This is a genomic window from Mucilaginibacter pineti, assembly GCF_900101875.1.
Lineage (GTDB): Bacteria > Bacteroidota > Bacteroidia > Sphingobacteriales > Sphingobacteriaceae > Mucilaginibacter > Mucilaginibacter pineti.
Genome location: NZ_FNAI01000002.1, coordinates 524737 through 539068 on the forward strand (window position 1 = coordinate 524737; position 14332 = coordinate 539068).

At 42.8% G+C, this 14332-nt stretch carries 9 protein-coding genes; all 9 read left to right on the forward strand.

The annotated features are described in order from the left end of the window. Positions 1–2: 2 nt before the first annotated feature. The 9 genes from BLS59_RS06440 to BLS59_RS06480 all read left to right on the forward strand — a co-directional run bounded on the left by BLS59_RS06440 (position 3) and on the right by BLS59_RS06480 (position 14330). Positions 3–1784, forward strand: a complete 1782-nt coding sequence (locus BLS59_RS06440; protein ID WP_091146401.1) for a hypothetical protein — start codon at positions 3–5, stop codon at positions 1782–1784. A 93-nt stretch (positions 1785–1877) separates the two neighbouring features. Continuing rightward, entirely contained in the window at positions 1878–3515 is a 1638-nt protein-coding gene (locus tag BLS59_RS06445) for a TldD/PmbA family protein (RefSeq protein WP_091146405.1), read from the forward strand. A 7-nt stretch (positions 3516–3522) separates the two neighbouring features. Further along, positions 3523–4854: a TldD/PmbA family protein gene (locus tag BLS59_RS06450; protein ID WP_205411199.1), complete on the forward strand. Its 1332-nt coding sequence runs from the start codon at positions 3523–3525 to the stop codon at positions 4852–4854. Positions 4855–5107: 253 nt separating this feature from the next. Then, complete coding sequence (locus BLS59_RS06455) at positions 5108–5674, forward strand: RNA polymerase sigma-70 factor (protein ID WP_091146412.1); 567 nt, start codon at positions 5108–5110, stop codon at positions 5672–5674. 99 nt (positions 5675–5773) lie between these two features. Further along, positions 5774–6802: a FecR family protein gene (locus BLS59_RS06460; protein ID WP_091146415.1), complete on the forward strand. Its 1029-nt coding sequence runs from the start codon at positions 5774–5776 to the stop codon at positions 6800–6802. 242 nt (positions 6803–7044) lie between these two features. Then, positions 7045–10410 carry a TonB-dependent receptor gene (locus tag BLS59_RS06465; RefSeq protein WP_205411200.1) on the forward strand — a complete coding sequence of 1122 codons (3366 nt, stop codon included), beginning with the start codon at positions 7045–7047 and terminating at the stop codon, positions 10408–10410. A gap of 20 nt (positions 10411–10430) precedes the next feature. Then, the gene (locus BLS59_RS06470; RefSeq protein WP_091146419.1) at positions 10431–11969 is read left to right on the forward strand and encodes a RagB/SusD family nutrient uptake outer membrane protein; all 1539 of its coding nucleotides are present in this window, start codon (positions 10431–10433) and stop codon (positions 11967–11969) included. A gap of 57 nt (positions 11970–12026) precedes the next feature. After that, positions 12027–13253, forward strand: coding sequence for a sialidase family protein (locus BLS59_RS06475; RefSeq protein WP_162842567.1), 1227 nt, complete (start codon positions 12027–12029; stop codon positions 13251–13253). Positions 13254–13277: 24 nt separating this feature from the next. After that, the gene (locus BLS59_RS06480; RefSeq protein ID WP_091146425.1) at positions 13278–14330 is read left to right on the forward strand and encodes a glycoside hydrolase family 43 protein; all 1053 of its coding nucleotides are present in this window, start codon (positions 13278–13280) and stop codon (positions 14328–14330) included. The last annotated feature ends 2 nt before the right edge of the window (positions 14331–14332 follow it).

The following is a 14332-nucleotide window of genomic DNA, read 5'->3' on the forward strand; positions in this document are numbered from 1 at the left end:
AAATGAACTGGAGCAGTATAGTTATCATCATTTGCATTTTAACAGGAGTTTTTGCTGTTTGGAGGGAGTATGCACGAGCCAAAAAAACGCGGTTATTGTGGCGTATAATTGCCGTGGTTGCTGCCATTACCGCCCTGGCCTGTATTGCCCTGCAGCCAACCTATCAAACAAATGCCACCCTGCAGTATAAACATGAAGCTGTATTAGTAACAGATGGATTTAATGCCGATAGTTTATCCAAATTCAATACTAAACTGTTTACTACCAGCGTAGCGATAAAAAAGGAATATCCGGGGGCAACGCTCATAAATAACGTAGAGGAGGTAATAGCCGATCCAACTATCACCCAGCTACATATCCTTGGCAACGGACTTTATGAAGAGGAGTTGCAGCAGTTAAATAATCTGCCTGTTATTTTTAATCCTAAAGAATTTACCCAAGGCATTACCGCCATCAACTGGAACCAAAGGTTGAAAACAGGGGATAAACTTATTATTCAGGGCAGGTACAAAAATACATCGGCACAAAAAGTAAAACTGGTTTTAAGGGGATTGAGCACTAATCTCGATTCTGTTGATATCGACAGAAACAACGAACATGTATTTGAACTGCAAACTATCCCAAAAACTGCAGGGAAAACTATATATAACCTGTTGGTAATTAGTAATAAAGATACAATTGAAAAAGAAGATCTGCCGCTGCAAACAGAACCTGTAAGGCCTTTAAGGGTACTGATGCTTACGGCATCGCCAGATTTTGAGAGCCGCTTTTTAAAGAATTGGCTGTCCGAAAATGGTTACGCGGTAGCCGTCAGATCGGCCATTAGTAAGGATAAGTTCAACAAGGAATATATCAACACCGAGCAACTTCCGCTGGATCATCTTACAGCTGGAGTGTTGAATAAATTTGATGTACTGCTCGGCGACTTGTCGGTACTAAAATCATTAAATGGTGCCGAAGCCTCTGCTTTAAAAATCGAAGTTACTCAAAAGGGTATAGGCCTAATTATAAGAGCTGATAGTACGCTAAAATCGTCCTCGTGGCTGCAAACTGATTTTCCGCTGGATAGGCTGGCCGCAAAAGACTCCATCTCATCTTCGTTATTGATACAAGGAATAAAAGATAAAACAGCGAAGATAATCCCGGGTGCTGTATATATTAATTACCAAAACGGTACACAGCCATTGGTTATTGATGGGCGCGGGCATATAGTAGTCAGCAGTGCTTTAAGTGGCGCCGGCAAAATGCTGTTTACTTCGTTAAATAATACCTTTAGCTGGATGCTGGCTGGCGATAAAAACGACTATACCACGCTATGGTCGCGGTTAATTCATGAGGGGGCCCGCAAATCACAGGCTACCGAAAGCTGGGATGTTTTAACAGCTTTGCCAGTATCACAATCGGCAGTAAAACTACAGTTAATGAGTGCTCTGCCCAATCCGTCGGCAACTTTCGGGCCAGCCAGTGTAGCATTTGAACAGGATGCTATGCTACCATTTGAACATACCGCTATATACTGGCCGCAAAGTAGTGGCTGGCAGTCTGTAAAGCAAACCGGTGGTTTGCAAAACTGGTGGTATACCTACGGGAACGATAATTGGAAAGGCCTGCAAATACTAAAGAGGGAAACCGATACCCGCAATTACATAGCTAAACACACAAATGTTAGTAATGTAACGAAAGAGATACATCAAAAACTACGGATTGCCATACCTAAAATATATTTTTATGTTTTGCTATTATTAGCAAGCATATTCTTGTGGGCCGAGGCTAAACTTAGCTAAGCCACTTAGTCCCTATACTTAAAGGGCACATCAAAGTATAAAATTAGTTCCCATACCGGGAATAATCTGAAATAATTAAGGAGGAATATAATTTTGAGAAGACGAGATTTTATTTATTTAACCGGCATTGGCACTGGCGCGCTCATGATGCCCAGCCTTACCGGATTTGGCAAAGAGATTGACCCCCTGCAGGCACTGGAAAGTGTAGATGTAAAGATCAAAAAAGAGCTTGCCGATGTGGCACTTAACGCTGCCAAATCAAACGGTGCCAGTTATGCAGATGTGCGGATTGGCCGCTACCTTAACCAGTTTGTGGTAACCCGCGAAAACAAGGTACTTAACGTTGCCAATACCGAATCATACGGGATAGGGATTCGCGTTATAGCCAATGGCTGCTGGGGATTTGCCGCAACCAATGATGTAACCAAAGAAGGTATGGCAAAAACGGCATTACGTGCCGTGGCCGTGGCAAAGGCCAACGCTAAAATTGGCAGTGCGCCTGTGCAACTTGCGCCACAAAAAGGATACGGTGAAGTAAGCTGGAAAACCCCGCTGGAGAAAAACGCGTTTGAAGTGCCTATTAAGGAAAAGGTAGACCTGTTGTTAAACGCCAATGGCGTGGCTATGGCGGGCGGTGCCAACTTTGTTAACTCAACCATGTTTGCTGTTAATGAGCAAAAATATTTCGCCTCAACAGATGGTTCTTATATCGACCAGGACATTCACCGTCTGTACCCAAGCTTTAACGTTACCAAAATAGATCCAACAGCTGGTGGTTTTGAAACCCGCCGTTCGCTGAGTTCGCCGGTAGGTATGGGTTATGAGTATATGGATCCATTGGCCAGTGAGAAAGTTTTGGGTATAACCACCCGTTACAAAAAACGCTACGATATATTAGAGGATATTAAATATGCAACCCAACAGGCAGGCGATAAGCTAAAAGCAAAATCTGTTGAACCGGGTAAGTATGACCTTGTTTTAGATCCATCGCATTTATGGCTAACTATCCATGAGTCGGTTGGTCACCCTACCGAGCTTGACCGTGTATTAGGCTACGAAGCTAACTATGCCGGTACCAGTTTTCTAACGCTGGATAAATGGAAAACGGGCAAATTTAATTTCGGCAGTAAAAATGTAAACGTAGTGGGCGATAAAACCCAGGTTGGTTCATTAGGTGCCGTAGGCTATGATGATGAAGGTGTAAAATGTAAAAAATGGGATATCATAAAAGACGGCATCCTTGTTAATTACCAGGCCATTCGTGACCAGGCACATATTATCGGCTTAACCGAATCGCAAGGTTGCTGTTATGCTCAAAGCTGGCAGGATGTACAATTTCAGCGTATGCCAAATGTATCCTTGCAGCCGGGCAAAACACCGCTAAGTGTTGATGATATGATCAAAAACGTTGAAAAAGGCGTTTACATCATTGGCGATGGCTCTTTCTCTATAGATCAGCAGCGTTATAACTTCCAGTTTGGTGGTCAGCTGTTTTACGAGATAAAAGAAGGAAAAATAGCCGGTATGCTGAATGACGTTGCTTATCAGGCCAATACACAAGAGTTTTGGAACTCCTGCACACAGGTTTGTGATGAGCGCGACTATCGTTTAGGTGGTGCTTTTAATGATGGTAAGGGCCAGCCAAGCCAGTCAAGCGCTGTTTCGCACGGTTCATCTACGGCATTGTTTAAGGGAGTTAATGTAATCAACACTAAAAGAAAGATCGGATAATTGAATTATGCCATTATTAACTAAAGAAGAAGCACAAGCCTTATTAAAGAAAGTGCTTGCCTATTCAAAGGCCGAAGAGTGCGAAGTGAGTGTAAGCGGCAGCGAAGGCGGTAATATCCGTTATGCGCTAAATGCGGTTTCAACTGCCGGTGATATCAGTACTATTGGTTTGGCGGTTACATCTGTTTTTGGTAAAAAAGCCGGTGTTGCAACTATTGACGAGTTTGACGATGCTGCCCTTGAAAGAGTTGTGCGCCGCTCAGAGGAGCTGGCACAGCTGGCCCCGGCCAATCCGGAATATATGCCAATGCTTGGTGCACAAACTTTTGCCGAATCAATAACATATAATGCGAATACAGCCGCCATGACGCCAGAAAGTCGTGCCGGTATGGTGGCCAAAAGCTTATCTGTCACCAAAGAAGCAAAATTAACAGCAGCAGGTTTCCTTGAAAATTCAACCGGCTTTAGTGCTGTAATGAATTCAAAAGGATTGTTTGCTTATAATAAAGGCAGTGACGTTACATTTTCGGTAACTACCCGCAACGAGGGGGGCACCGCATCTGGCTATGCCGCCAAAGGTTTTACCGATGTAAGCAAGCTGGATACTTTTACGGCTACCAAATATGCAGCCGGTAAATGCCTTAGCTCATCTGGTGCCAAAGCCATTGAGCCGGGTAAATACACGGTTATACTGGAACCGGTAGCTGCTACCTACATGATGGAAAATATGTTCCGTTTTGATGCCCGCAGCGCCGAGGAAGGCCGTAGCTTTTTAAGCAAAAAGGGTGGGGGCACTCGTTTGGGCGAGCAACTGGTAGATCCGAAAGTTACCATCTACTCAGACCCATTTAACACCGATCTGCCTTCATCAACTTGGAGCGGCGATGGTTTACCTCGCGAGAAAACCTTATGGATAGATAAAGGCATAGTTAAAAACCTAAGCTATTCGCGTTACTGGGCTGATAAAAAAGGTGTTAAGCCTATGCCTGGCCCGGGTAATATTATCATGGAGGGTGGTGATGCCAGCCTTGAAGATTTAATCAAAAGTACCGAAAGAGGCATCCTGGTGTCGCGCTTGTGGTATATCCGCATGGTTGATCCGCAATCGTTATTGTTAACGGGCCTTACCCGCGATGGTACTTTTTATATTGAGAACGGAAAGATCAAGTTCCCGGTAAAAAACTTTCGCTTTAATGAAAGCCCTGTAATTATGCTCAACAACCTTGAAGCATTAGGCAAACAGGAGCGAAGCATTAGTGTGGAAAGCTATCGCAGCTACCTGATCCCGCCAATGAAAATTAAGGACTTTACCTTTAGCTCATTGTCCGACGCTGTTTAACAACTGACCTCGTTTTCTATAACTAAAAAAGCGTACCCTTAAAAAGGTGCGCTTTTTTTGTTGGGTAATAGCACATTGCTGTACGATGTATTTGTAAAGTAATATGTTTAAATGTTATAACTGTATGGTTAACACTTTTTAGTTAAAATTTTGTTAATGTTAAATCTTTTGCAGATTTTTAGCTATTCGTAAAACCAATTATTACGGAGTGCTGTAATAACCTGTACCGGGTTTAAACCAAAATTGTGATCGCGTGAGGAACTATGCTGAAATATCAGATGGCGAACTGTTACAATTGCTTAGGCAAGAGGAAGACGCAATGGCTTTTGGCGAAATTTATAACCGGTATTGGGATAAACTTTATGGAGCAGCCTACAAGCGCGTTAAAATAATTGAAGTAGCCGAAGAGCTGGTACAGGATTGCTTTACCGATATATGGGTGAGGCGTAAATCCATCGATATAAAAGTTTTACTGCCGGTTTATCTCTTTACCGCCATCAGGTACAAGGTGATCAATTATGTTCATAAGGAAATAGTTAAGCATAACTACGAACATGCCTTGCAGCTTCATGGTATAGCGTATGATAACTCTACAGAAGAACTGCTTATTGCCAGCGATTTGAACAACCGGCTGCAAACCCAGGTTGAGCTGTTGCCTTTAAAATGCCGCGAGGTTTTTAAACTAAGCCGCAATGAACATAAAAGCAACAAGGAAATAGCCCAAAACTTAGGTATTTCCGAGAAAACCGTGGAGAATCACATCACACTGGCATTAAGGCGTTTGCGAACGAGCCTTAATTCTTTTTTCTTCCTTTTTTAAATTATCCAATAAATATTCAAAAGAATTTTCATTTACATTGGGGGGTATGCCTTGCTGGGCTGACTATGTAGTATAAACCAAGAAACTCCCAGTTTGTAAATGAATGAACCAATAACTGCTTATTTATTAAATAAGTATCTGCAAGGCGATTGTACGCCCGAAGAAGAGGCCGTTGTTAAAGAATGGTATAACTCCTTTGAGGCCGATACAGACCATATTTCGGCCATATCTGAACCGCAAAAGCAGGCGATAAAAGATCGTTTAAGGAATAATATCCAGGCACGCATAGCATCGTTAAATGAAGAACCTGTTTTTGAAACACAACCCCAGGTACAAAAAAGTAATGTACGTACATTGATCTATACGCTATCGGGAGTTGCTGCCGCGGTAATTATATTCTTCGGGATTTATTTTAACAAACAGACTGCTGCTCCGGATACTGCAGATAACGTTGAGTTGGTTAATGTTACCAATACCACCAAAAGTATTTATGAACAGGTTTTAAGCGATGGCAGCCACGTATGGCTTAGTCCCGGCGCGCAATTAAAATTCAGCAAAAAATTCACCGGTAACACCCGCGAGGTAACCATGACGGGCGAATCCTTCTTCGAGATCACTAAAAACCCGGCTAAGCCATTTATCATTTATAGCAATAATATGGTTACCAAGGTTTGGGGTACCAGTTTCCGCGTGCGCGATTCAAAGAATTTGTCTTTCGCCGATGTATCTGTAGTAACGGGTAAAGTTTCGGTAAAACTGGTAAAATCAAACTCATTTGGGCACAACAACAAAGCGCTTAATGAGGTAATGATATATCCAAATCAGCAAGTCACCTATTCAAAAAAGAACAACGAACTGAAGGAGAAGTTCAATATCGATATAAAGGAACTCCATATATGGAAAAAGGTTAACATATCATTTGATAATGCCACCATTGAAAGTGTTATGCCTGTTTTAAACAAACGTTTTGAAGTTAATATTCATACAGCGGATACCAAGTTGAACGCCTATCTGCTCAATGCCGATTTTAACGACCTTAACCTTCCGCAGATCATGGAATTGCTGAAGAAAACCCTGAATGTAAGTTATGAAGTTGATGGTACTGATATTTTATTAGTAAGAAATTAACAACCAATTATAAGTGCAGAACCCTAAATTAAAATATATGAGTATAAACAAACCAACCTAAAGTATCCCCCATAAAAAAAGGCAGGAGTGCTGGTACCACCCCTACCTTCCATTTAATTGTAAGCCCGTTTTAATTACCCGCAAGGCAGGTAACAGGGCTTTATTTGTCTCAATTGTTCAAAAAGAAACTTATCTAAATTATGAAATTTTATCAATTAATACCAAAACCCTGGTGTAAAATTATGAAGATAACATTAGGCCAAGTATTTATTGCAATAGTACTTACCGGTATGTCATACGCTAAAACGGGCCATGCCCAGGCGGTGCTTGAAAAACCGGTAACTATATCGATAAACAACTTAAGTTTAAGCAACGCGTTAAAAAAGCTCGAAAAAAACGCCGATATAAAATTTGTTTACAGTAAAAGCATCATCCAAACCAGTCAGGATGTATCTATCGAGTCGACGAAGGAACGACTGGAGAGTGTGCTAAGCCGATTGCTGGCACCAAACGGGATTGGTTTTGAGGTGATTAATGAACGGATAGTGCTCGTGAAAAAGGCAATAGCCCCCATAACCAACATCATAGAAGCTAAACCGGCAGATAACTACGCGGGCGACATACAGGCAATAACGGTACGGGGTGTAGTAACCTCGTCAGAAGGGGAGGTTTTGCCCGGCGTATCTGTAATGGTAAAAGGAACTTCCAGCGGCACTACTACCGATGTTAACGGTAAATACAGTATCAACTTACCCAACGGCGATGTCACGCTGGTTTTTAATTATATAGGCTACGCCCCGCAGGAGATAGCGGTTAACGGCCAAACACAGATCAATGTATCCTTAACAGGTTCAAATAAATCATTGAATGAAGTGGTGGTAATTGGTTATCAATCTGTTAAGAAAAAGGATTTAACGGGTGCGGTTGCCGTAATAAGCGCGGCGGAATCAAAACGGATATCGTCTAACAGCTTGGCAGAGTCTATACAGGGTTTATCACCGGGCGTTTCTATCCGTACCAGCGGTAATCCTGGGGGCCAGGCCGACGTTCAAATTCGGGGAATTGGCAGTTTTAACGGTACTACCCCACTGTATATAATTGACGGTATGTATGCCGATGCAAATCCAACAATAAATAACGACGATATTGAATCGATACAAATACTAAAGGATGCTTCAGCCTCGGCTATTTATGGTTCACGAGCCGGTAATGGTGTAATTATTATTACCACCAAAAAAGGCAAGCAGGGTGATGCAGTAATAAATGCAAGTGCAAAGTATGGTGTTCAGGAAATTCCAAAACGTTGGAATGTTATGGATGCAAGCCATTATGCGGCATTAGAAAAACAAGCATACATCAATTCTGGGCTTACGCCGGTAGGTAGTGTTGGCGATCAATATGACCCCAGTATAAATACTAATTGGCAGGATGAAATCATGCGTACAGGCGCTATACAGGATTATAATTTAGCTCTTTCCGGCGGTACCGAAAAAAGCAAATACCTGATATCTGGTAGTTATTTTGGAAACAAAGGCACGCTGATAGGTAACAAGTTCGATAGATCAAGCCTGCGGGTTAACACCGAAACTAAAAAAGGCATTTTAACCTTTGGCGAAAATATGTTGCTTACCAATTCAATAGCAAATAACCCCGCAGCCGGTAATCCTTTTTATGATATGCCGCAGCAGTTGCCAGTAATTCCCGTTAAAAGTGCAAAATACATAACAGATACAAATCCTGCGGGGTGGGGGATAGGTACCACAGACGCACCAAGTTACGCATGGAATTATTTGGCTATTAATGATTATGACCAGCGTAAAAGCACGTATACCAAACTTGTGGGCAATGCCTTTATCGACTTGAAATTTACCAGTTGGTTATCGTATCGTTTTAACACCGGTGCCGAAGTAAGCTTTGATGATAACAGTTATTTGAGAAAAACAGGTATATGGGCTTATACCCAGCAACCCGAACTGAGTTACGCAGAAAACGACAGAGAAAAATTCACTAATATACTGCTTGAGCATACGCTGAATTTTAACAAAACCTTTAGTAAGCACAGCATTAACGGCGTTTTAGGATATACTGAGCAACGAGTTTTAAGAACGTTTTTAGATGGTCGTAAAAATGGATTGCAGGTTGTAGGCGGCGATTATTTCACGACTATAAATTCGGCGAATGGCCTTGCATCTGTAACTGGCGGTGTAAATGAAGGACAGGATTACAGAACGCGTGGATATTTAGGACGCGTTAACTATGGCTATGATGATAAGTATTTACTGACACTTACTGGCAGGATAGACCAGGATTCGAGATTTGGAGCAAATTACAGAACCGGCTATTTTCCATCTGTCGCAGGAGCATGGCGCATAAGCAGGGAAAGCTTTTTCCATGTAGATTGGGTAAATGACCTGAAAATAAGCGCTTCTTACGGCCGCTTGGGTTATAACTCCTTAGGATCATTTGATAACCAGGCACTGTTAAATAGTGCGCAACGAGCGGTTTTCGGTCCCAATCAATTTCCATATGTAGGGGCATCGCAAGCTAAGCTAAACAATCCCGATTTGAGATGGGAAACAAGAATTGACAAAAATGTGGGTGTTGCAGCAACCTTGTTCAACAACAGCTTAACTGTAGGTATTGATGCTTATGATAACCTTTCAAAGGATATTATATTAGGTTTGAATATACCATCTTTTTTAGGGAATCAACAGGGCAACCCATCAACCAACGCGGGTAGTATTAGCAATAAAGGTATTGAATTTGAGGCCACTTACCGCCACAACACCGGCGATTTTAAATGGGACATATCAGGGAATTTCACCACCATAAAAAACAAAGTTGTTAGCTTGGGCAAACAACTTGGCTCAAGTAAATACTTCCAGACAGGTGCAACACGCTCGCAAATTGGCGGTGCTATTGGCCAGTGGTATGTGGTAAAAACCGAAGGCTTATTCCAAAGTCAGGAAGAAATAAATAATTATAAAAATTCCGGCGGCAAAATCATCCAGCCGAACGCTAAACCAGGGGATGTAAAATTCCAGGATATAAATGATGATGGTCAGATTAATAATGATGATCGCCAGTTTGATGGTTCGTCTATTCCAAAGTTTCAGGCTGGGTTTCAGTTTAACGGTTCTTACAAATCATTTTCAATAAATGTACAATTGGTTGCTTTAACGGGTTACAAAATATATAATGATGTAAGGCGACATTTAGATAGTTATGACCTAACCAACTTCAGGGCTGATGTTAGCCCCTGGACTCCAACGAACACTAATACAAACGACCCGAGAATAGGCATATTAACTAATGACCCCGGGTTAGTTGATAATGCTAAGTACGAAAGCTCAAGATGGCTTGAGAACGGATCATATTTACGTATCCGTAATCTTGAAATTGGCTATTCATTCCCTACAAGCCTGGTTAAGCAAATTGGTGTGGCAAATGCTAAGGTTTTCCTGAGCGGCCAAAACCTGCACACATTTACCAAATACACAGGGCTTGACCCGGATGTACCTGGAGCAGGTATACAAGACCGGGGAATTGATAACGGAACATGGCCGCCAAGCAGAATTTATTCATTAGGTATTCAGTGTGGGTTTTAACCATTTAAAGATTTAATTACATGAAAAAGTATATCATATATTCATTTATAGCGGGGCTTTTGCTGGTAACCGCAGCCTGCAAAAAAGATCTTAACATTAATAACCCCAATACGCCAACAATTACCGCTTTTTGGAAAACACAAGCCGATGCGCTCTCTGGAGTAAATTCCGTTTACAGTACATTACACAGGGGCGCTATTTCGCGCTGGCAGTTGTTTGCCAACATTATCCGGTCTGACGAAGGCACAAGCACCAGCCCCGATCATAGTTTGCAAAATAATTTCGATCTGTTTTTAATAACCGATTACAATTATGGTAATACAACAGGTATCTGGGCCGATAATTATGTTGGTGTTTTTCGTGCAAATCAAGTATTGGATAACGTGCCTAACATTACCATGGATGCTACCTTAAAGAATCAGTATCTTGGCGAAGCCAAATTTTTGCGGGGTTATTTTTACTATAACCTTGCTATGCTATTCGGCAATGTGCCGCTTCAGCTGAAAACTTCAGTAACAAACGATCAAATAGCTACATCTCCACAGCAGGCAGTTTGGGCACAAGTTGTAAAAGATCTTACTGAAGCTATTGCGGTTTTGCCGACAAGCTATTCAAATCCAAATGATTTGGGTAGGGCAACAAAAGGTGCGGCTTACGCTATGCTGGCTAAGGCCTACATGCAGCAGCGTAAATTTGCCGAGGCCATACCAGCATTAGCTTATTTGGCAGATGGCCCGGGAAAAGGTATGTATGGATTAACTGATGACTACCGCGATAACTTTCTGGAAAGTAAGGAAAATAATAAGGAATCGGTTTTTGAGATCCAGTTTGCAACAAACCCGTTGGATAACCATGATGATGATACCGACCCACGGGTTGATAACCTTAACTATGGCCAGTCGTTGCCGCCGTTTTTTGCGCCTAAGCCAATTGGGTTTACCGATGGACAGGGTTTACGCTGGGTGATCCACGAGTTTACCAAGGAGAAAACTGTAGCCGGCGGCCGCGATCCGCGCGTGGATGCTTCGTATCTGTATGATTCAACCGATGTTAGGGGGCCAAACTTCTCCATGATCTATGGGCAAACTTTTGCCTCACGTTATCCGGGGGGTAACAACGATGTGTGGTTTAGGAAATACCTGGATGATGCAATTGGCACGGGCGAAAGCTTTCACTCTGGCAACAACTACCGTATCATCAGGTATGCGGATGTGTTGTTGATGTATGCCGAGTGTCTTAACGAAACCGGTAAAACCACCGATGCTTACAAATACGTAGATGCTGTTAGACAACGTGCAGGTTTACCCACACTTACAAGTGCGAAACCCGGGATGGATCATGATGCATTTTTAACCCAGTTAAAACACGAACGCCTGACCGAGCTTGCCGGCGAAGGGCACCGCTGGGATGACCTTGCCCGCTGGGGCGATCTGGGAACGGGTTTAGCCAATCATGACCCCGCGTTCAGTAATTTTGTGAAAAATAAAAGTGAGTTCTTCCCGATACCACAGGTTGATCTGGACAGTGATCCTAACCTGAAGCAGAATCCTAATTATTAAATTTTACAGCCGTGAAGGATGACACTCGTCCTTCACGGTTTATATAATTCTACCATCATGAAAAAAGTTGATTATGTCCATTGTGTGTTGATTTCGGTGCTGCTGATAGCGGCATCATGTGGTAAGGGGGCAAATAACAAGCCTACGGATAACGGAAATGGTAAAACAGATCCGCCGGTTACGCCGGTAAAACATGCCGATGATACGCCGCCGGTTGATAATTCAACATCAACCGTAAATATTACCTGGGATGCCACGGCTAAAAAGATCTCGCACGATGTTTATTATGCCGAGTATGGCCGTGTTAAAAGGATAAGCGCCACAACGCTTTTACTTACCTACCACTGCGGCGGTGCCAATGATTACTGGAACAACATTGCCCTGCGCCGTAGTGATGATAATGGCGCAACCTGGGGCGATGCGCAAATACTGATGGCTGATAATATTCCCGGTTATTACGGTTTTTCTAATCCGGATATCCTGGTGATGAAAAACGGATGGCTTATGCTGGCTTTTGTTGGCAGGGGCAACCCCGATGATAACGCGCATGACAACGTGCAAATAAGAATCAGTAAAGACCAGGGATTAAGTTGGGGTGATCCTAAAATAATTGCTACAGGCCGCTCATGGGAACCTGGCGCTATACAACTGAGCGATGGCGATATAGAACTATTTTATTCCAGCGAAGCCAATTGGTGGCCAAGCAGCAATCCGCAGCAGGATATTCTGTTTATCCACTCTACGGATAATGGTGCTACCTGGTCGTCGCCAAAAGAGGTTGCTTATGCAAGTGGTTTCCGCGATGGAATGCCAACACCATTGGTTTTAAAGGATAATAAAGGGATTGTGTTCCCTATCGAGTCGGTTAATAATTCAAAATCGCCCTGGGTATTATGGTCGTCAACAGATGCTAAATGGAATTATAATACTAACGGAACTACTTCAAACGGCAGGCGATGGCTGGCTACCACCAATAATGTTTTTGGCGGCGGCCCGTATATGGTGCAGTTATCAACCGGCGAAACGTTACTCTCTTTTCAGGATGGGGATGGACGCGCCATATCCGACTGGAAAAAAAGTACCATGCTGGTATTACAGGGTAACAGTGTAGGTGCAAACTTCTCAAAAACTACCAGGCCATGGCCCAATTTGCCGCTTAACGAAGGTGCCTATTATAGCTCGATGTTTTTAAAGGATGATAATACCGTTGTTTTAATTACAACACGTAACTTTAGCGATAATCACAGTGAAATTTATTGGAAAGAAGGGCACATTACAAGGTAGCCTTTTAACGCATTTGCCATTATCATGAATAAAATATTTAAGCTTATTATCCTGCTGCTATGTTTTGCCGTTACGGGCTTTGCCCAAACTAACACCGATAAAACATTTACCAACCCGCTGCTGCCATCGGGCGCCGATCCCTGGGTTATTTATAAGGACGGGTATTACTATTATACCAATTCTGCAGGTAACCGCCTTGTAATCTGGAAAACTAAGAGTGTTGCCCGGTTAAGCTCAGCCGAAAAGAAAACCATTTGGGTGCCACCGGCAGGTACCAGCTACTCAAAGGAACTTTGGGCCCCCGAGCTACATTTTTTAAAGGACAAATGGTATATGTATTTTGCTGCCGATGATGGTAATAACAACAATCACCGTATCTATGTGCTTGAAAATTCATCTGCCGATCCAACAAAGGGCGACTGGACGTTTAAAGGCAAAGTAGGCGATGAAACCAATAAATGGGCTATCGATGTATCTGTTTTTGAAAATAACGGGCAGCTTTACATGTTATGGGCTGGCTGGGAAGGTGATGAGAACGGTCAGCAGAATATTTATATTGCTAAAATGAAAGACCCGCTTACTATTGACGGGCCACGGGTTAAAATATCTACCCCAACCTATGATTGGGAAAAGTACGGCGACCTGGGCGCAAAATCAAACCCGCCGCATGTAAATGTGAATGAAGGGCCAGAGATATTGAAACACAAAAACAAGTTGTTCCTTGTGTACTCCGCCAGCGGCTGCTGGACAGATTATTATGCCTTGGGTATGCTTACGGCATCAAAAAACAGCGACTTGCTTAACCCAGCCTCCTGGACAAAATCGCCGCAGCCTGTATTTAAGGAAGCTCCTGCGAATAGCGTTTACGCACCGGGGCACAATTCGTTCTTTAAATCGCCGGATGGCACCGAGGATTGGATCTTGTACCACGCCAACTCGCAGCCGGGTCAGGGTTGCGGAAATGAACGCTCGCCGCGGATGCAAAAGTTTAGCTGGAATAAAGATGGCTCACCAAACTTCGGCGTTCCGCTAAAAGCAGGGATAGCAATGGACGGTCCATCCGAAAAAAATAAATAGAT